This is a genomic window from Streptomyces sp. YIM 121038, from assembly GCF_006088715.1.
Lineage (GTDB): Bacteria > Actinomycetota > Actinomycetes > Streptomycetales > Streptomycetaceae > Streptomyces.
The window spans coordinates 13,090-33,463 of sequence record NZ_CP030771.1 but is presented as its reverse complement, the minus strand read 5'-3'; the positions used below and the strand labels follow the sequence as shown (position 1 = coordinate 33,463).

The 20,374-nt window shown below is 68.0% G+C and carries 14 protein-coding genes; all 14 read left to right on the top strand.

Going from position 1 to position 20,374, the window contains the following annotated elements; translation table 11 throughout:
• Positions 1–264: 264 nt before the first annotated feature.
• The 14 genes from C9F11_RS00135 (at position 265) to C9F11_RS00070 (ending at position 19,876) form a co-directional block, all read left to right on the top strand.
• Positions 265–840, top strand: coding sequence for a transcriptional regulator (locus tag C9F11_RS00135; RefSeq protein WP_138957293.1), 576 nt, complete (start codon positions 265–267; stop codon positions 838–840).
• Between the two features lie 748 nt (positions 841–1,588).
• Entirely contained in the window at positions 1,589–3,712 is a 2,124-nt protein-coding gene (locus C9F11_RS00130; protein ID WP_138957292.1) for a hypothetical protein, read from the top strand.
• Between the two features lie 213 nt (positions 3,713–3,925).
• Entirely contained in the window at positions 3,926–5,611 is a 1,686-nt protein-coding gene (locus C9F11_RS00125) for a Mu transposase C-terminal domain-containing protein (RefSeq protein WP_138957291.1), read from the top strand.
• 12 nt (positions 5,612–5,623) lie between these two features.
• On the top strand, positions 5,624–6,388 hold the full coding sequence (locus C9F11_RS00120; RefSeq protein ID WP_249401521.1) for an ATP-binding protein: 765 nt from the start codon (positions 5,624–5,626) through the stop codon (positions 6,386–6,388).
• On the top strand, positions 6,385–7,194 hold the full coding sequence (locus C9F11_RS00115; RefSeq protein ID WP_138957290.1) for an ATP-binding protein: 810 nt from the start codon (positions 6,385–6,387) through the stop codon (positions 7,192–7,194). Before C9F11_RS00120 ends, C9F11_RS00115 begins: the two co-directional genes overlap by 4 nt.
• Positions 7,191–8,813: a hypothetical protein gene (locus C9F11_RS00110; protein ID WP_138957289.1), complete on the top strand. Its 1,623-nt coding sequence runs from the start codon at positions 7,191–7,193 to the stop codon at positions 8,811–8,813. The genes C9F11_RS00115 and C9F11_RS00110 overlap by 4 nt, the downstream gene beginning before the upstream one ends.
• Before the next feature lie 227 nt (positions 8,814–9,040).
• A complete protein-coding gene (locus C9F11_RS00105; RefSeq protein ID WP_249401520.1) occupies positions 9,041–10,699 on the top strand; it encodes a Mu transposase C-terminal domain-containing protein in 1,659 nt (552 codons plus the stop codon).
• The gene (locus C9F11_RS00100) at positions 10,696–11,520 is read left to right on the top strand and encodes an ATP-binding protein (RefSeq protein ID WP_138957288.1); all 825 of its coding nucleotides are present in this window, start codon (positions 10,696–10,698) and stop codon (positions 11,518–11,520) included. Before C9F11_RS00105 ends, C9F11_RS00100 begins: the two co-directional genes overlap by 4 nt.
• 122 nt (positions 11,521–11,642) lie before the next feature.
• Entirely contained in the window at positions 11,643–12,332 is a 690-nt protein-coding gene (locus C9F11_RS00095) for an ATP-binding protein (protein WP_249401519.1), read from the top strand.
• Positions 12,329–13,789 (top strand): hypothetical protein, encoded by a 1,461-nt coding sequence (locus tag C9F11_RS00090; protein ID WP_212767777.1) that lies wholly within the window; start codon positions 12,329–12,331, stop codon positions 13,787–13,789. Before C9F11_RS00095 ends, C9F11_RS00090 begins: the two co-directional genes overlap by 4 nt.
• A gap of 109 nt (positions 13,790–13,898) precedes the next feature.
• Positions 13,899–14,588, top strand: coding sequence for an ATP-binding protein (locus C9F11_RS00085; RefSeq protein ID WP_138957286.1), 690 nt, complete (start codon positions 13,899–13,901; stop codon positions 14,586–14,588).
• Between the two features lie 460 nt (positions 14,589–15,048).
• Positions 15,049–17,097 (top strand): histidine kinase, encoded by a 2,049-nt coding sequence (locus C9F11_RS00080; protein WP_138957285.1) that lies wholly within the window; start codon positions 15,049–15,051, stop codon positions 17,095–17,097.
• Positions 17,094–19,217 carry a GAF domain-containing sensor histidine kinase gene (locus C9F11_RS00075; protein WP_138957284.1) on the top strand — a complete coding sequence of 708 codons (2,124 nt, stop codon included), beginning with the start codon at positions 17,094–17,096 and terminating at the stop codon, positions 19,215–19,217. The genes C9F11_RS00080 and C9F11_RS00075 overlap by 4 nt, the downstream gene beginning before the upstream one ends.
• Positions 19,214–19,876 (top strand): response regulator transcription factor, encoded by a 663-nt coding sequence (locus C9F11_RS00070; RefSeq protein ID WP_138957283.1) that lies wholly within the window; start codon positions 19,214–19,216, stop codon positions 19,874–19,876. Before C9F11_RS00075 ends, C9F11_RS00070 begins: the two co-directional genes overlap by 4 nt.
• Positions 19,877–20,374: the final 498 nt, after the last annotated feature.

The window sequence follows — 20,374 nt, the reverse complement described above, 5'->3', positions numbered from 1 at the left end:
ACCCCGGCGAGGGCGGCGATCGTCGGCAGCTGCCAGCACCAGCGCGCCAGTGTGTCCAGCCGCCGCTCATGCTTTATCCAGAGCCTTGGCTTTTTACTCGCCGCGCTGCACCAGGAGCGCGAGCTGAAACGTCTTGTATTCTGCCGCCCCAGAGAATTATTAGATTTCACACTTTGGATATGTGCTAACTCGCATCAGGGTGAGGGTAGTTGAGGTATTCTGGAGGCCGTGGTGTACGGGTAGTGGGAAAGGGAATGGATCGGGATGCCGGAGAGGAATGACGAGTTCGGTAAGTATGGTGCTCGTGGCATCAAGGGCCATGAGGCTGTTGCTCGTCAGCTCGACCGGCTTGCTGGTTTCATTGCTACTCCCATTACTGTGAGGCGTGGTCTGGTGGCGCGTCTGCATTATCTGACGCGTACTGAGCGTTCTCGTGAGGCTGCGCGTGAGGCGGGTTTGACGGTTACTGACCGTACGGTGAAGGCGTGGCTGGAGGGTAAGCGGAGTCCGTCGAAGCGGAATCTGGAGAGGATCGAGGCTGCTTACCGGGCGGTTCGTCGCCGTAATGTGGCCCGTTATCTGCTGGCTCGTCTGAACCGTGATGGCCGGGGGACTAGGGTGGAGTTTCATCCGTTGAACCAGTCGCAGGTGGAGAGGCCGCGTCAGCGGGTGGTGGAGTTCCGTACGCTGAACGTCCGTCACTGGGACCGTATTGTTGAGGCGTGGGTCAGAGGTGATGGCGCTTCCCTTGACGAGGCGTGGGTCGATGACGCTGTTGTGGATCTCGGCTCGCAGTGGGGGCAGTTCGAGTATGTTTCGAATATTGGATTTGCGGCCTAGCTTCACGGGATTTGTGGGGGATCGCCGATTCCGACTGGGGATTGATGGAACTTCAGAGCCCCAGAAATTTCTGACACCCTGTTAGATCGAAAGGGAAAGCCAAAAGTGACGGCTCGTCAACCCCGTAGCCAGCCACAGGAATTCGCGGAGCGAATTCCTGAACCGAATCGCGGAGCGATTCGGTTGCCGGGCAACGGAGTTGCCCGGCGCCGGCTGTGAATCTGTGTGGGTGTGTCACTGGTCTGAGCAGGGTGTCACTGTTGCCGCTGGACTTGTACAGCACCGTGCTGGTCTGTGGTGATGTGTTCGCCGGTGTCATCGACATGGGTGGTGTGTGGTGTCATCTGGGTGACGATGGGCGTGTCAGTGTGCTGAAGATCCCTGAGCGAATGGACGGGGACGGCGATCACCCACTTGTGGTGGGGACGGGATACTCCCATCTGACGTGTGGTCTTGATGGCTGTGCTGTGTGAGAAGAGGCTTTCGTGCTGGCTAGCGGCTAATGGGGTGACAAACTGGGTGAATGCCTGGTCAGTCCTTCACCTTCTTGCCGCTGTCGTACGCAGCCAGACCACCCCGAGTCGTGGTAGTCGCGCCACACAGGGAGGAGGACTGGGTCCAGTGGACGGCAGCAGCCCTGGCCCGGCTGTCGGCAATATGGGGCTGCAGCGGGAGTGTGGTGATCCCGGCGAGCGCAGTCGGACATCCGGCAATCGAGCGGTGCCTGGCGCATTCGCACCCTGATCATGTGATGGCCTACGGGCCGTCATGGGACACGTTTGACGCTCTCTACCCCGGCAGTATCGAGCAGATGCTGGCCGTGCAGCAGCTTTCCGGCAGCCCCGGTGCTGATCAGTTCAAAGTGATGGTCCGCCAGCACCCGTGGGACGATCCCCTGATCCGCGAGGCTGTGGCGACTGCTGACGCACTGCGCTCGCGGGTGGGCACGAACCATCACGAGGAGCATGTCCAGTGCAGTCACCTGTTCGATCATGACGATGTGCGTGATCTGACGCCACTGGCCGCGATTGCCGCAGTTCCCGTCATCGGTGTTCCAAGGGGACTTGTGACCTCGGTGGAGGCCTTGGCCTATGCGATGCACGTCGGTATCCAGGCCCAGGCAACTGGCACCGGCGGGGACGTCTCGGCTGAACAGTGGCGGGAGGCAGCGCTCCGCGGCGCCGAGTCCCCGCTGCTGTCACAGTTGCACCCCAGCGCACCCGATGGAGCGCGCGCGGTGCGCTCCCATGAGGCCGGACGGTGTATCCCGGTCACGAGAGCCCTCCAGCGCCCAGACCGGATCGTCGTTCTGGGAGACCAGCCAGAGGACTTTGCTCTGGCTGAGGTCCTCCGGCAGACCCCTGGCGCGGTGACATGGATGCCATGGGAAGCGTCTGTGAGCGACATGTGGCTGTTCCCCGGCCGCGCATCCGGCAAAATGCAGGTGACGAGCGCCTCGTTGAGCGTGGCAGAGACCCAACGGCACATCGACGCACGATGGGACGAGCGCCCCGTCAGGCACACTCAGCCTGCAGAGGTGGAGCGCCCGTTCGAGGCAGTCGACCCTCTCGACATCGATCTCAACCACCCGATCATGGTCGTCTTGAAAGACGCCTGGGACCAGCCGCGCTCCCTTCCCGCGAGAGAGGAACCCGACGGATCACTCCAGACATCGCTCTCGCTGGCTGCCGAGGTCCCACGCGGCCTCGACCCAGACAAGCACCGCTGGCAGATCACTCTCACCGCCGGCAAACACCCTGTCCCCCCACTCGCCGTACTGGGATCGTCCACGGTCACGGCAACAGGCCAAAACCCATGGGAGACCTTCGTCCGTGCCGCAGACGGAGGGATCACCTACTGGTCTCACCGTTACGACTTCGTACCCAGCGGGGCATCCCTGACCGGCACGCTTGCCTCTCCCAAGCTGGCCTGGCCAGGCATCAAGCGCATCCTGCACATCGCAGCTTCAGCAAACGACACCACCATCCGCTCCAGCCCGGCGGGGAAACGCGCCGCCATCATGGAACGGCTCCTTGGATCCCGCACTGCTCTGGAAGCACTGGCGGCTAGCCCGGGCTGGCCTCTGCTGCACCGCTTCGCCCAGAACACCACGAACCACGATGGCCCGGAACACAGCCGGTGGAAACTGAAGTCCGCTGTCGTCCTGTCCTGGGAAGCCATCGTGGCTCATAACGACGACACCTGGAACCTGGAAGCGCGCAGAAACCAGATCGACCAGTGGACGTCACAGGGCGTGCTACGCCGCGGGCTGATCCTTGGCTGCGGCCATTGCCCCATCCTCGAGTTCTACCCACTTGCTGAGATCAGCCAGAGCTACCGCTGCAGACGCTGCGAAGGGGAGAACCAGCTCACCAAGAGCCACTGGAGACCAGCCGCAGATGAACCCCGCTGGTTCTACGATCTGCACCCAGCAGTGCTGGAACTCGTCGTGAACAACGGCGACGTACCGCTCTTGGCCACGAGGTTCCTGCGTAATCAGCACTGGTCACGCCAAGCCCTCGTCTGCGAGGAATTCGAACTCCTCAAGAGCGGCAACCGTTTCGTGGAGATGGATTTCGCCCTGGCCACCAGCGAAGATCTGTGGCTGGGAGAAGCCAAAAGCAACGACTCCCTTGGTAACAGCGTCCGCGAGCGGCAGCGCGAGGCGGGCAAACTCATGGAAGGATGCGCACTCGTCGGAGCAGCCGGCCTCATCCTGGCCACTGCGAAGCCTCAGTGGTCACACGGCACAGTCGAGACGCTCAGCTCAGAGCGACAAGGACGCCTAAGAGCAGGTAAGCCAGCCCCGCAGATCAGCCTGCTGACAGACCTTGGAACAACCCCCAAGCTCACCGCATTACCCAACACGTGAGACCGCACCGCCTCCCACAGACAGAGGAACGCGCCTGTGCATAGGCGTCGCTAGCTTCGCCGATCGCGCGGGCACAGTGTCACCCCGGCGCCGATCGCGGTGTCGTTGAGCTGCTCACTGAGCGAGCAGGGGAGTGTAGGGGCTGTTCCCGGCTGACTGCAGATTTTCCCTGTACCCGCCGATGGATCAGCGCCGTGGGCTGAGGGTGTCGGTATGACCCACCGATCCATTCCATCCGAGACCCCCGCCTCAGGCATGGACCTCGACGCGGCCAGCGAGACGCCAGCCCCGGTGGTGCCGCGGTTGCTGGGCCGCCAGCAGGCTGTCACGCGTCTGCTGGCGTTGGACGAGCGCGGGGAACTCACCACGGGGCACGCTCGTCTGGTCGCGTCGTCGCTGGGGGTGTCACTGCGGACGGTGTGGCGGTGGCTCGAGGCCGCTCGGCATGAGGGCCGTACCGGCCCCGCCCCACGGTTGCGTTTCACGGTCACGCCCGAACTGCACGCACGCCTCACTCGATGGTGCGGTAACGCCGCCGCGGTACACCGGGAACTGCTGGCCGAGCACGCCCAGGCCCTGGCCGAGCACGCCCAGGACGCCGTCGAAGGAAACGAGGCGCCCGCACCACCACCGTCGCTGGCGACGTTGCACCGTGCGATCCGCCTCGACCTGAACGCCGGCCAGCGGGCCGCCCTGGCCGGGGGAGAACGCGCGAGGCGAAGGCATGACGTTCACCTGCGCCGCCCGAAGCAATGGCGGAACGCCTGCTGGGAAGCCGATCACAAACACATCCCCATCGAGGTCCTCCTCGACGGCCAGCGGGTCTTTCCATGGGTGACGTGGTTCATCGACTGCGCCACCAAGGCGATCACGGGGGCGGCGATCACTCCGCACCAGCCCTCCCGAGACGCGATCCTGGCCGCGCTACGCATAGCCCTGCAGCGCAACGAGAACGACGCCTTCGGCCCCATCGGGGGCCTGCCCGCCCTGGTACGCATCGACCGCGGCTCCGACTTCCTCTCCCACACCGTCGCCCAGGCTCTGGGTGCGTTCGCTGTGCCGATCCAGGACCTGCCCGCTTACCGGCCGGAACTGAAGGGCACGGTGGAGAACCTGAACCGCTGCGCCCAGCGCATGTTCTTCGCCGCCCTGCCCGGCTACACCCACGCCCCGACCGCCTCGGTGCGACCGGGCACCGCACGGGGCGGCCGTGTGCCGGTGGGCGAGTTGATGGAGTTCTCCGTGTTCGTCGAGCAGCTGCTGGAGTGGATCGGCTGGTGGAACACCGAGCACTCCTCCCAGGCGCTGGGCGGGCGTACGCCGCTTGAGGCGTGGCAGCAGGACCCCACCCCGGTCCACGACGTCGACCGCTCCCTGCTGTGGGCGTTCACGCTCGAGGACGACGGCCGCATCCGCACGCTGACCACCAGCGGCGTGCGGTGGAATAACCGGTATTACGTGGGGGAGTGGATGGCCGGAGGCGCGGACGCGGGCACGAAGGTCCGGGTGCGCTGTCTGCCGCACCACGACCACGAGATCGAAGTCTTCGACGCCGCTACGGGCAAGCACCTGGGCACGGCCCACCTGGCCGACGCGGCCACCGACGAGCAGCGCCGGGCACTGCGCCGCGGCAAGGACGCCGAGAAGCGTCGTCTAGCCCGCGCGCTGGCCCAGGCCTCGCGGCGTACCCGCCCGAAGTACGCGGCGGTGACCCGGGCCGAACAGCCCAAACGCCTGGGCGCCCTCACCTCGGCCGAGGCCGACCAGGCCCTGACCGCAGCCCACCTGACCGATGCGGCTGAGCTCGCCCTGCCCGACCTGATCCCACCCGCCACAGCGCCGAGCCACTGGCGCACCCCTGCTGCGCCACGCCCCACCGACGGGCCCGGCTCCACCTAAGGAGGAGCATCAGTGACCACCACCCTGCCCCCGGCCGAGGGCGACCAGTACCTGAAGCTGCCCGGCGCGCACATCGTGGCCACCCGCGCCCTGCTCAGAGCACGGGAAAACCTCGCCGACACGATCGAGGCGAGGGCGATGATGTGCGTCTACGGCGGCGCGGGCTTCGGCAAGACCCTCTCGGTCAACACCTGCCTGCGCGAGCTGGAGCCCGACGAGGAAGTGCGCCGGATCGCGTTCCGCTCCCGCCCTACCGCCCGCGCGGTGCGCCACGAGATCTTCGCCGCGCTCGACCTGGCCGGCACCCCGCCCGCACACCCGTCGGAGTTCGACCACCTCCTCAAGGACGCACTCGCGGCCCGCCCGCGCACACTGATCGTGGACGAGGCCCAGTGGCTCAACTCCGAGGCCTTCGAGTACTTCCGCTACCTGTGGGACGACTACGCCACCCAGCTGGCCATCGTCTTCGTCGGCGGCCAGGGCTGCTACACCGTGCTGCGCAAGGAGCCGATGCTCGCCTCGCGGATCTTCATCTGGCAGAAGTTCTCCCGCCTCACCCCCGAAGAAGTCCTCCAGGCCATCCCCCTGTTCCACCCGGTGTGGGAGAACGCGGAACCCGACGACATCCTCTTCGCCAACACGCACGCCGCCCACGGCAGCTTCCGCGACTGGGCCTGGCTGACCACCCAGGTACGCCTCGGCCTCAAGCGCCTGGGCAGGCAACGCGTCGACCAAGAGGTGCTGCGCTGGGCCTTCGCCCGTCTGGGGGAGGCATGACGCCCACCGTCAGCAGCACGCGCACGCCTCCGGCCCTACCCGGCCCCGGCCCACAGCACTTCCTGTCGCTCCCCGGTGCCCGGACCGTCCGGGTCCCTGCCCTCGACGCGGTCGCCCGCGCTGTGGAGCAGACCCTGGCAGAGCAAGCCGTCATGTGCCTCTACGGCGACGCAGGCTGCGGCAAGACCTACGCCCTGCAGACTGCGCTCAACTCCCGCCCCGCGCTGCCCGGCGACGTACACATCTGCCATCTCAGCCCGCGCCCTGCTCCGACCCCGCTCGTTTTACGCGCCGAGCTGCTGCTCGCTGCCGGTCTCCCCATCCCGCCGACGCGGGATCCGGGCATCCTGGACACGGCCTTGCGCACCCGACTCGCCGCGCACCCGCACCTGCTGGTGATGGACGAGGCCAGTCGCCTGACCACCGGCTGCGTCGAGTACCTCTGCTACCTCTTCGACGACCCCACCACCCAGCTCACCCTCATCCTCGCCACCAGCACCAAGGGCTTCCACACCCTGCGCCGCCAGCCCCTGCTGGCCACACGCACCACCCGCTGGCTGCAGATCCACCCGCTCACCCCCGGCGAGGTACGCCGCGCCATCCCGCAGCTCCACCCGCGATGGCACGACGCCGACAACGACGTCCTCGACCGCCTCGACGCCCGTCACGGGCACGGCAACTTCCGCCGCTGGGCCCAGATCACCCACCACACCCTGCGCCTCGAACGCCGCGCCTCACCCTCGGGCAAGCGCCTGCTGGAGACGACGCTCGACGGCTGTCTCCCGCCACACGAAGACCCCCGATGACACCCCCAACGCCTCCGCCCGTCACACTGATCATCGACGTGGACGACGACACCCGCGTGCTCCAAGCGGCCCGGGCCAGCTCAGACCCCCAGGCCGGCCAGGCCACGGTCGACCTCACCCCGCACACACCTCGTACCGCCTACCTGCCGCGGGACATCCTGCGCGCCCTGGGCCGCACCGACTACCAGCCCACCGCATCCGAGCCCATCACCGCCGCACCCGCCTGGCGGGCCGCCGCCTGCTGGATCACCGTCCTGGGAATCCGCCGCCTCGTCATCCTGCGCGCCCACCACCTCGCCGAGGCCCGCACCCGCCACATCGCCCAGCTACGCCAGGACACCGGCATCCACCTCGTCCTGATCGCCCAGCCGCCCACCCGTACCGCCGCCGCACAGCTGCGCACCCGGCTCGCCCGCCACCACCTCGACCACGACCTGCAGCAGATCACCGACAGCCACGAGGCCCTCGATCTCCTCGGCCCGCCCACCCCACACCGCCCTCAGCCCGTCCCGGACCACACCATGCCCCTGCCGGACCTACCACGCCTCCCGGTCGCCCGCTTCCGCGCCGAGCTGCGCCGCTGTCTGCCCGCCGCAGACTTCGCCCGGGTCGATGCCCAGTACTGGGCCGGCCTGTATGCGGCCAGGGCCTACCTCACCCGCCACCCAGGTCTGCCCACCCAGCAGGACCTGGAGTTCTTCCTATCCCGGCTGACGACCAGCAGCCCCAGCCTGCGCCACACTCTGACCCGGCTGCGCGGAGCCCAGGCCGGATTCCTGCGCGCCGGTCTCCTCCTGGACCTGCCCGACGACCTCGAAACGGCCACGGGGCCGGGCACCACCACACGCCCATTCACGCCATACACGGCCCACCGCATCAGCCGCGGCATTCCCCACCCACTCCAACTAGCCGCACTGACAGCCCTGTTGACGACAGGAACCCACCCCGACGCCCTGTACGCCACCCCCGTCGCCGCCCTCGACGAGCGCTGCACACGTCTAGCCGTCCCCGACGTCTGGCACCCCGAACACGGTTCGACCACTCCGCCACCCGCCGTGGCCTACGCCGTCCCGCCCCGAGCTCGCCCCGTGCTGCGCACGGCTCTCCGGTTCCGCCGCTCAGAGCAGGCGCAAGATCACTTCCTGCTGTTCAGCAGCTCCTTCGGCCACCGGCTCACAGACCTGGCCCACGACGCCGCAGTGGACATCCCCGCCCTCGGCCCTCTCCAGCCCGGCCCCGACTGGCACCACCGCGCCCGCTGCGCGCGCCCAGCCACCACCACGCCACACACATCGACCGACCAGCCCCCTCAGCATCACCCACGGACGAAAGAGGAACTCCAACTCGCAGCTCCACCACACCTGCTGAGCTCACACCAACGCGCCGAGCTACTCGCTACCATCGGTCCCCCGACCGACACTGCCCTCCCACACGACCAGGCCGCCCCCGTTGTGGAGATCCTGAGGCATTACCTTGGCTCCCGCCGGCCTCCCGTATCGGTCAGTGAGGATCTTTTGGCCGATGTGAGGTTCGGGGAAGAGGGGTTGGGGTGTTCGGGTTTCCTCGCCATTGATGCGGGATCGTTTTTGTGCTGGTCGTTGGCCGTGTCAGCTGGTTGATCTTGGTGGCGGTGATCCGGATTTGGTGGTGATGACCCCGGACCGGCGGGTGGCGTGTTCGTCGGATCTCCTTCGTGGCGAGCTCTATAGCGCGTGTGTGCCCGAGCCGGGGGCGGATCGATGGGGTGTCACTCGTCTTGGGGAGGTCTCGGCCTGCCTCTCCGCGTGGGGGGCTCTAGCGTCGCTTCCGTCGCGCTCGCCACGGGCGTTGCTTGAACTGCCCTTGTGTGGGGCGGCTGTTGACTGCTGGAGGCTGGCATCGTGCCCCTTGTTGCGTTATCCGTTCACCCCTGTCACGGGTACCGATGACAGAGACTGGCGACGCGTCCGAGGCCATGGACATCGGTTTGGGGCGGCATCGGGATGAGCTCAGGCCTGCGGCGGTGGCTCAGTTGCTGCGGCTGCGGGCCGCGGGGGAGTTGACGACCGGACATGTACGGCTGGTCGCTGACGCGGTGGGTGTGCACAAGAGGACGGTGTGGAGCTGGCTGGTCCGCGCGGAGGAGACCGGCAGTGTGGAGAAGCCGGAACGTCGCCGGTTCCGGATCACCGAGGAGATCATCGATGTCCTCGCTGATTATCAGGGCAACGTGAAGCGCGCTCATGAGCGCCTGGTCGAGGTGGCGGTGGCGGCAGGGGAGAAGCCGCCGGGACTGACGACGCTGCACGATGCGATTGCCCGGGATCTTGATCCGGGGTTCATGGCGGGCCTGCGGGAGGGGATTCCCGCGGCTCGGGGGTTTGATCCGGCGTTCCAGCGGCCGGCGGTGGCCCGTAATGAGGTGTGGGAGGGGGATCACAAGCAGGCCGAGACCGTCGTGATGATGCCCGATGGCAAGCCGTCGAGGGTGTGGGTGACGTGGTTCGAGGACCGCGGCACCAGCTATGTGATGGGCTGGGCGGTCACCGCTGGCTCCGCGCACCGCGGTTCGGTCCTGGCCGCGGTACGTATGGCCGTGCTGCGCGAGGCCCCCTACGGCCCGCCCGGCGGGCTGCCGCACCTGGTGCGCGTCGACGGTGGCGCCGACTTCCTGTCCAAAACCGTCCTGCGCGCCTTCGGCCTGCTGGGCGTGCCGGTGCACCGGGTGCGCAGCGCCCGCCACAAGGGCGGTATCGAGCGTCTGAACCACACCAGCATGACCCGCTTCTTCGCCGACCTGCCCCGTTACACGAAGGCGCCCCGGCTTGATCACCGCCGCCGCCTCGGCGAGACGGACCCGCCGCTGACCTTCGAGGCGTTCGTGGGCCTGCTGGGCGAGTGGGTCGAGAAGCACAACACCGAGCACGTCATCGAGCGCACCGGTATGACGCCGCTTGCGGCCTGGCTGGCCGATCCCGCTGAGGTCCGGCCCGAGCCGAGCGCGGCCGAGCTGCGCGCCCTGATGCTGGAGAGCGACCACCGGCCCCGCAAGATCACCAGTCACGGGGTGGAGTTCAACAAGCGTGCCTACATGCCCGAGAACGGGGTGGGCCGGATCGGGCTCGAGGTCCGGGTGCGGTGGATGCCGCACCACCATCACGAGATCGATCTGTACACCTTCCGCGGCAACCGCTACCTGGGCCGGGCCTTCCTCAGCAACGAGGCCAGCGAGGAACTGCGCGCCAAGGTGCTGCACGACCGCGATGAGCACAGCGCGGAGCTGCGGCGGGCCTTGAAACGCTCCGGCGAGCGCAAGCGGGAACGCCACCTGCCGTCCACCCGGCCCGAGGTGCCTGTCCGAGCCCTGCGTATGACCGAGCGGGAGGCCCGCGCCGAACTCAAGGGCACCGTCCCGCCCCCGCTGCCTCGCCGTCGGGCACAGCCCTACCGGCCCCTGACCCCGATCCCGGCCGCGTGGAAACGCCCCGGCCTCACCGACACCACATCTAAGGACGACGCATCGTGACAACGGCCCCCAAGCACAAGCACATTGGCCAGCGCCGCCAGCCGGTCACCGCATCACCGGGCGAGGCATCGAGGCGCCGCCCCGACCTGCGCCCGCAGCACTTCCTCGGCCTCAAGGACTCCACGCTGGTCGCCACGGACACCCTGCTGCAGATCAAGGACACCGTCATCGACACCGTCGAGTCGAAGGCCATGTCCGTGATCTACGGCGACCCGGGGCTTGGCAAGAGTTTCTCCACCCGCGCCACGATCCAGGAGATGAACCCGGACCTGATCCTCCCCCTCGACTTCGCCCGTTCCCGCCCCGGGCCGAAGGACCTGCGCGAGGAGCTGTTCCACCAGATGCGGCTCAACTGCAAGATGCCCGGCACTGCGACCGCGTTCGACAAGCTGCTGCGCGAAGCCCTGCCGCGGCGTCCGTATGTGATCGTGTGCGATGAGGCCCAGCAGTACCGGCGGGAGAATTTCGAGTTCCTGCGCAAATTGTGGGACAACTGCGACCCCCAGCCCGCCATCGTCTTCGTCGGCGGCCGCGAGGCCTACGAGACCCTGCAGAGCGACCCGGCGCTCGCCTCCCGGATCTACATTCGCCTGGAGATCCTCGCGATGACCGAGGACGAGATCCTCAAAACCGTCCCCGACTCCCACCCCGTGTGGCGCGGTGTGGACGAGGCGCTGCTCAAGCGGGTCGACACCCAGTACGCGCTGGGCTCCTTCCGCGAGTGGGTCAAGGTGACCAAGCACGTCATCAAGGGCATGGAGTACTTCGGCGTCGAGCAGGTCAACGATGAGGTCGTCGACTGGGCCCTGGCCCGATGCTGACCAAGACGGCGGCGCGGCCTTTGGCGGCACCACGGCCCTTCCCCCTCGCCGGTCAACCAGCGCCCCCGGAACTGCACTTCCTCAGCCTTCCTGGGGCGCGCACCGTCCTCACTCCCGGTCTCGTGGCAGTCGATCACGCGCTCGCCGAGGCCTGCCAGCAGCAGCGTTTCCTGTGCGTACTGGGCGACGCTGGAGTCGGTAAGACCTTCGCCGTCCACCACGCTGCCCGTACCCGCTTCCCTCAGGCGCGCGTCTCGCTGCGTCTGGGAGCCAGGCCCCGGCCGGCCGACCTGCGCGCCCACCTGCACCACGCTCTCGAACTGCAGAACGCTGCGCCGGCCGAACCGGCGGCTGCCGACGCCCTGATCCGCCGTGCGCTGAGAGCCAGGCCGCGCATCGTGGTCGTCGACGAAGCCGACCGGATGCCCGAGGCATGCTTCGAGTACCTCCGGTTCCTGCACGACGACCTTCCCGGCGGACTGTGCACCGTCCTGATCGCCGGACAGCGAGGTGAACGGGCCCTGCGCGCCCAGCAGATGCTCCACACCCGCACCGCGCAGTGGCTCACCCTCCCACCGCTGGCCCGTGATGAGATTCCCCGTACCGTTCCCGTCCTGCACCCGCTGTGGCAGACCGTTGCACACGATCATCTCTGGTCGCTGGACGGCGACTTCGCCCACGGAAGCCTGCGCCGCTGGGCCCTGCTCACCCACCACATCCAACGCACCCTGACCGCCACCGGTGCAACCAGCCCCCACCCGGGTCTGTTGCGGCAGATCATCCGCCGTATCGACACCTCCCACCGCCCATGACCGCCCCCGCCCACCTCACCGCACCGTCGGCCCCGCCGCCCGTCACGCTCCTGCTGGACGCGAGCGACGACCGAACCATCCACCACGCCGCCCACCAGCGAGCCCACCCCCAGGGCGGCTGCATCACCGCCGATCCCACCCCGCACACCAACAGCCTCGCCTACCTCGCCCTGGACCTGCTGCGCGCCATGGGCCGCGACAGTTTTACCCGCCCCGACGCCGAGCGGATGTCCACAGACGCGGCCTGGCGCGCCGTGACCTGCTGGACCCTGACCACCGGGCTCAAGCAGGCCATCGTGCTGCGCGCCCACCGCCTCACCCCCGAACGCCTGGCGCGCCTGGCCACCTGGCGCGCCGAGACCGGCATCCGCCTCGTCCTCATCGCCCACACCTCCACCGAGGCCACCGAGTACCGCCTGCGGGCACGCCTTGCCGCCACCGGCCTCGCCGATCCACACACCGTCTCCGGCACCCCCGCCATCCTGGACGCCATCGGCCCGCCCGACACAAGCCGACGCCACGGCCCGCCCCCGCCCGATCACATCCCTCCGCTGCCCGACTTGCCCGATGGCGACGCCGCCTCCTTCCTCCAGGAGTGCAGACGCCACCTGAACAAGGACGACTTCGCCCGCACCGACAGCCAGTACCGGGCCGGCCACGCCGCCGCCCGCACCTGGCTGGCCCGTCACCCCAGCTTCACGCCCGCGGCGACGGCCACCGTCATATCCCCGGACGAGGGCACCGGCCCGCACGAACCCACCGACTGGAAGGACATGGAGAGCCTGCGCCTGTTCCTGTCCCGCCTCACTGTCTCAAGCCCCAGCCCTGGGCACACCCTCGCCCGCGTACGCGGTGCCCAGGCCCACTTCCTTGGCCGGCAGCTCCACCTCGACGTCCCTGACGACCTCGCCGCGCGCTGCGGCCCCGGCGTCACCACCGTGCCGATCACCCCGCACGTGGCTCACACTCTCACCACGAACCTGCCCAATCCGCTGCGCGCCGCCGCGGCAGCCGCCCTGCTGTTCACCGGCACCGACCCGTCCCTGCTGTCCATGACCCAGATCACCAGTGTCGACGAGCAGGCCACCCTCTTGGCCATCGACCGCGACTCGAGGATCTACATCGGCATGCCGCCCGGCCCCCGGCACATGTACGCCATTCCGGCCCGCGCCCGCCCCCTGCTTGCCGCCGCCCTCGCCTTCCGCCACCGCACCCCGCGCACCGCCGACCATTTCGGGCTGTTTGCCGGCTGCTTCGGCACCTCCATCCGCTTCGACCACCTCATCCGCGACGCCGGCCTCGACATCCCGGCCGTCACACACCCGCACCCCGCCGAGGACTGGCACACCGCCGCCCGCTGCCAGCACGTGAACGTCCCTGTCCCGGCCGCCCCCGCCGCCCCGGCCTTTTCGGCCCGGGCGCGTCTGCGCCCACCCACCACTCGACGTCCGCTCTGAGGCTTCCGGCACTGCCGCCGACAGCCGCTTTGACCGCAGAGGATCCCGACATGAGTTCTGCCCTTGGCCAGACAGAAGAGTTCGGCACTCCCGGCGACTGGCCCGACTGGTGCCGACCTGGGCACTGAACGCAGCCAAGACCGCGATCAAGGACGCCGTTGAGGGCGGTCGCATGACGTGCCTTCATGGCGACGCAGGTGTCGGCAAGACACTCGGCGCCTCCATCGCGCTGCGCACCATCGGATGCGAGCAAATGATCTGGCCATGGCTCCGCTTCAGTTCCACCGCGCGCACCCTGCGCGAGAAACTCTTCCACGCCCTGGTGCTGGACGGGCCTGTGCCCCACCGGCCCGCAGCGGTGGACGCGTTGCTGCACGAGGCACTCGCCCGCCGCCGCTATGCCCTGGTGCTTGACGATGTACAGAACCTGAACGCCGACTGCCTGCGTCTGATTCGCTCTCTGTGGGACGCGGGAGACAGCCACAGCCGTCCTGCTGTCGTGTTCATCGGTGACCAGCGCGGCTATAAGAAGCTGCGCAGGGAACAGGCCGCGCGGATCTCTACCTGGAACAGGATCGACCGCCTGGGAGCCGACGAGGTCCGCACCGCAGCGCCCGCCTTCCACCATGAGTGGGCGAAGGTGCCCCTAAACCTCATTGGCAAGGCCGACGCGTACGGTCCGCAGGGCCGTATACGAAGCGGACTGACGGTGCGATGGGCCTGTCCCGGGAGGAACGCGTCCCCTCCTGCGGCGACGCAGGGGTGCGCTGCCCGCCCGCCGACGCATCCCCGGGTATGACCTGCTGTTTGCCTTCCGGCCAGCCTCCAGCTGCCACCTCGGTCTGCTGTGCCTTGGCGGGGCCCTGATGGGTGGGCATCCCGTCCGCCGGGTGTGTGCGGTCCCTCCGTCATGTGAGCAGGGGAGACCGGCGCCTTGAGCGGCTGAGGAACACACCTGCGGTCGCTGGAGGGTGCTCCTCGGCTCGCGGTCTTCGGGGCCCGAGAATGCGCGGCGGGATGGCTTTTTTCGTACTTGCGTCTCTCTGCGTTGTCTTGAAGAGCGTGGTTCTGGGAGGTTCGTCACGTGACTAGAGCACCTGCCTTGTAGGGGCTGGGTCTCTTGTGCGGGTGACGTGGCGGGGTGGGCCGTGAACGAATCGGCAGGACTGGTACAGGAGCCGGCCCCGGGCACGGGGGGTGCGCGGGGCCGGCTGGTCAGGCTGCGGGCCGCGTGGGTGTTATGGATTCTTACGGCGGGCATGGGGATCCTCACCCTGGTGTGCGTCGTGCCGACCCGAGGGGACCCCCGGCCCGACTGGGACCCGTGGTTACTCGCCGTGGCGGAGCCCGTGCCGCTCGTCGCCTACGCCTACCCGGGCTTCGTGGTGGCCCGGCGTCGCCCTGGGAACCGGATCGGGTGGTTGCTGCTGGTGTCCGGGTTCGGGGGCGCGCTCGACGCGCTGGGGCACGCCTACGCTGTGTATGCAATTGGGCGGGACCTTCCCGCAGGCATCCTGGCGGCGTGGGTGTCCAACTGGGCCTTTGCTCTGCACTTCTTTCCGCTCTATTTCCTGCTGCTGTGCTTCCCTGATGGCGCGCTGCCGTCCGGCCGATGGCGGATCGTCACCTGGTACACGGGTGTGTGCGGAGTATGGGTCCCACTGTCCGTTGCCCTTTTGCTGGGAACGATTGACCGTGACTACTTCCCGAACGTACGCAACCCGCTCGGCCTCTTGCCGCTGGAGGCGTTCTACGTCCCATACGAAGCCTTGCTGTCGTCGGTGCAGGTGGCCGGCCCCTTCGTGCTCTGCGCCCTCTCACTCCTGGCCCGCTACCGCCGCACGAATGCAAAGTCCCGGCAGCAGTTCAAATGGGTGGCGTTCGCGGCGCTGGCGAGCCTGGTCATGCTGGCGGGGGCGGTGCTGCTCCAGGACCCCTGGATCAGCGTCGCTATCGATCTGATCCTCGTGACGTTCAGCGTGTCCATCGCGATCGCGATCGTCCGCCACAACCTCTTCGATATCGACCGCCTGTTGAGCCGGTCGTTGCTGTACCTGGGGATGACCGCGGGTGTGGCCGGACTCTACATCGGCGCCGTGAGCCTGTTCGCACTGATGTCGCAGCGTTTCATCACCGCGAAGGCTCCCCTGCTGGCGACCGGTGTCGTGGCGGTCGTCCTCCAGCCCTTGCGTGCGCTGCTGCAGCGCGTGGTCAATCGTCTGGTCTACGGGCTGAGGGAGGATCCGTACGCGGTACTGGCCGGCCTCGACCGCCGCCTGGAGACGGTGCTCGCCCCCCGCCAGCTGCTGCCCGAGGCCGTCGCGACCATCGCCAAGGCCCTGCGCCTGCCCTACGTAGCCGTCGAAGTGAAGCGTGCGGCGGCATACGGCGCCGCAGGAGGCCGCCTCGCGGTACACGGAGCCGAGCGCCCCGTGGCGCTGCGGCTCGCGCTGGTCCATCAAGGCGAGGAGATCGGCACGCTAGCGGTCGCGGCGAGAGCGGCCGAGGACGGCTTCTCGGGCGCGGACCTGCGTCTGCTCGCGGACGTGGCCCGCCACCTCGCGCAGGCGGCAGCGGGGGTACGGCTGTCGCTGGCCCTGCTGCAGGAGCAGGAGCGGGCGGTGACTGCACGGGCCGAGGAGCGCAGGCACCTGGCCCGGGACCTCCACGACAGTGTCGGACCGGTGCTCAGCCATGCCGCCTCGGCCGTAGAGACGGCCTGCGCGGCAGTGCACACCGACCCCAGCAGGGCCGCTGACCTCGTGACCGGGGCACTGGTCCATATCCGGCAGGGCTCCGACGACCTGCGCTGGATCGCGCTGGGGCTGCGCTCACCCGTCGATCAGCTGGGGCTGCGTGAGGCCGTTCTGGCTTACCTCGACCGCGTCCCCGTGACCGTGCACACCGACATGCCCGACCTGCTCCCCCCGATGCCTGCGGCGGTCGAGGAGGCGGTGTACCGAATCCTGACCGAGGCGGTAACCGATGTGCTCCGGCACGCTCGCGCCGCATGCTGCTGGGTGAGCCTGGAACTGAGCGACGGGCACCTCACATTGACCGTTGCCGACGACGGCCAGGGACCGCCCGGAGCCGCTCGGCCGAGCGAAGGGCTGGCCTCGATACGGGAATGTGCCATCGCGATCGGGGGCATGTGCGAGTTCCGTGCCCGCTCCGGCGGCGGCCGCGCGTACATCGCACGTCTTCCCCGCAGCCTGCCCGGCGCACAGCTCCCGGCAACCCGGGAGGCGAGTCCCTTGCAGCCGGGACCACGCCACCGCGACAGTGACCGTGCTGGAGGTGAGCCATGAACGAGCTCACGGGAGCTCACACGGCGCACACGGCGACTCCCCGCATACTGGGCTGGCTGTCACGTTTGGCGACGAAGCGAACAGCCTGGGGCCTGTGTATCGCTGCGATGGCCACCGCAACTGCGAATGGCGTCTTCGCAGTCCTGTCGCGTGCAACGCCACGCCCGGAATATCACCCGTGGTGGCTGATCGCCGCGGAATCCCCGACCGGTCTGATTTTCGCAACGCTTGGGCTGCTGGCGGCGACCCGCCGACCATGCAATCCCGCGGGGTGGCTGCTGCTGGCCGCCGGATTCGGTGCGTCCCTCGACCTCCTGAGCCATTCCTATGGGCTCTATGCGGTGCCGCGGGAGCTGTCGGGCGGCGTGCTGGCTGCCTGGATCAGCAGCTGGGGCTTCGTGCTCTTCATCTTCCCGCTGATGTTCCTCTTCCTGCTCTTCCCCAACGGCCATCTGTCGTCTGTGCGCTGGCGGTTCGCCGCCCGGTACGTGAGTGTCTGCGGGCTCATCAGCGTGTCCATCGGGGCTTTCGCTCCGGGGCCGCTGGGGTTCGGGTACTTTCCCTCGGTCTCCAACCCGGTGGGCATCGCAGCACTGCTGTTCAGCGTGACCCACGTGGGCCTCGTGTCGGTATTTGCGATCCTTGTCCCCTTTCTGGTGTCGGTTTCCTCGTTGCTGTTTCGGTATCGGAACTCCACCGGGCTTCTGCGCCGGCAGCTGAACTGGGTGGCCTGGGCCACCATGATGACCATCCTCCTGGTGGCGATACAGATCCTGGTGGGAGACAACCCTGCCGGAACGATTGCTGTTGATCTGGCGCCGGTACTCCTCGGCACGGCCATCACTATCGCGATCTTGCGCCACAACCTGTTCGACATCGACCGGATGCTCAGCAGCACGCTCATCTACGCCGGACTGACCGCCGGTGTCGTCGGCCTCTACATCGGCATCGTCAGCGCATTCGGGCTGCTGCTGCAACGTTCGGCCTCCGGGGTGGCTCCGTTGCTCGCGACGGGCGTGGTGGCCGTGGTGCTGCAGCCCCTGCGCACGCTGCTCCAGCGCTCGGTGAGCCGGCTCGTCTATGGCCTGAGGGATGACCCTTATACGGCACTGGCCCTGCTCGGCCGCCGTATGGAAGCAACGAGCGATCCGAAGAAGATCCTGCCCGAAGCTGCTGCGACCGTGGCCGAAGCTCTGCGTCTGCCCTACGTGGCCATCGAACTGGACAGCACTTCGGCGACGGGCATCGACCGGATGCGCGTAGCCACCCACGGCACCGAGGTCCGGGAACCGCTGAAACTACCCCTGGTACATCAGAGCGAAGAGATCGGCCTCCTGATGGTCGGGCTCCGCCCCTTGGACGAGCGCTTCTCGGCGGCGGATCTTCGCCTGCTGCGGGACGTGGCCCGGCACGTCGCGCAGGCCGCATCAGCCGTGCGGCTGTCGCTGGCCCTGCTGAGCGCGCAAGAGCACGCGGTCGCCGCGGCGGCCGAAGAACGCCGCCGACTGGCCAGAGACCTCCACGACAGGGTTGGCCCCGTGCTCACCGGAGCCACCTGGACCCTCCAAGCGGCCCTCACCAAGCTGCACACCGACCTCGACGCCACGCACGGACTGCTGACCACCGCCCTGGTCCATATGCGCCAAGGAACCGAAGACCTGCGCCGGATCTCCACGGGCTTGCGCTCACCGGTCGATCAGCTGGGGCTGCGTGAAGCCGTTCTGATCTATCTCGAGCGCGTGCCGCTGACCGTGCACCCCGCACTGCCCGACGAGATCCCGCGGCTGCCCGCGGCAACCGAGGAAGCGGCCTACTGGATCGTGGCCGAGGCGGTCGCCAACGTCCTCCGGCACGCCCACGCCGATAACTGCTGGGTGACCGTCGAACTGGGCGGTGCTCTCGTGCTGACCGTCGCGGACGACGGCAGGGGACTTCCCGACCGCTTCCGGCCCGGGGTGGGGATGGGGTCCATGCGCGAACGTGCCGCCGAGATCGGCGGAACCTGCCAGATCCATCCGCGTGCCGGCCAAGGCACCGAAGTCGTCACGCGCCTGCCGCCTTCCCTGCCCGGCGCAGAAACACAACACAGCAAACAGACAGTGAAGGGCGGGATCACATGACGGACCAGGACATTCGTGTCGTCATCGCCGACGACCACGCCTTCACCCGGTACGGACTGCGCGTACTGCTGGAATCCGATCCCGGCATCACCGTCGTCGCCGAAGCCAGCGACGGCCACGAAGCCGTGGAGCAGACCATCAAGCTCCGTCCCGACGTCGTCGTCATGGACGTACGAATGCCCAACGGCAGCGGACTGTGGGCGACCCAGGAAATCCAAAAAGCCCGCCCCGGAACCAAGGTTCTCGTCCACTCCGAGTACGAGGCAGACCCCAACGTCATGGCCGCGATGCGAGCCGGCGCCTCGGGCTTCCTCATGAAGGCCGGAGACGTCACACAGATCATCCGCGCGGTGCGCGACGTCGCCGCCGGCGCGTGGATCTTCAACCTCTCCGACACGGCCCGCATGCGCCCCTGGTTCGATGACCTGCGCACAGCCCGACGCGAAGCCGCCTTCCCCCAACTGACCTCCAGGGAAAGGGAGATCCTCAACATCATCGCTACCCCGAAGCAGACCACCGCCAGCGCCGCGGCCCGCCTAGGCATCAGCACCAAGCGGGTCGAGAACGCTGTGACCGACATCAAAGCCAAACTCGGCGCCACCGACCGCGCGCAGCTCATCACCATGGCGCGCACCGCAGGTCTCGGAGCAGTGCCATGACCCGCTCCTCCCGTGCCCCCGGTCGGACACTCCCGTGACTGTGGGAATGCTGCAGACACACGCTGGTCCCAACAAGACATCGGGGACGGGACCAACGGGAGAGACAGATGCACGGCAAGAAATCAGCACACCACAAGACATGGTCCGAGGGGCGGCGCAGGAACCGAAACTGGGCCAGGACCGTACGGTTGTGGACACCCGTCGTGGCGACTGCCGTCACGACTGCCATCGCCGTCTACCAGGCATGGCACGGACAAAGCATCTGATCAAGTACGGGATGACAGGCTCCCCTTCAGCTATATGCCCGTTGTCCATCTGCTGCCCAGTGGAGTCCGAGGTCGGCGAGTTGCTGGAGCTGCTCACCGGTGAGTCGGGCCTGTCGTTGGCGTGTGGTGTGGAGGCGCTGGCGTCAGGTTCTTCGGCCACACCCCACACAACGTGGCTCACGCCCTGTGGACACCGTCACTGCCTGCCGTCTTCCCGCTGCTGTGCCTGCTC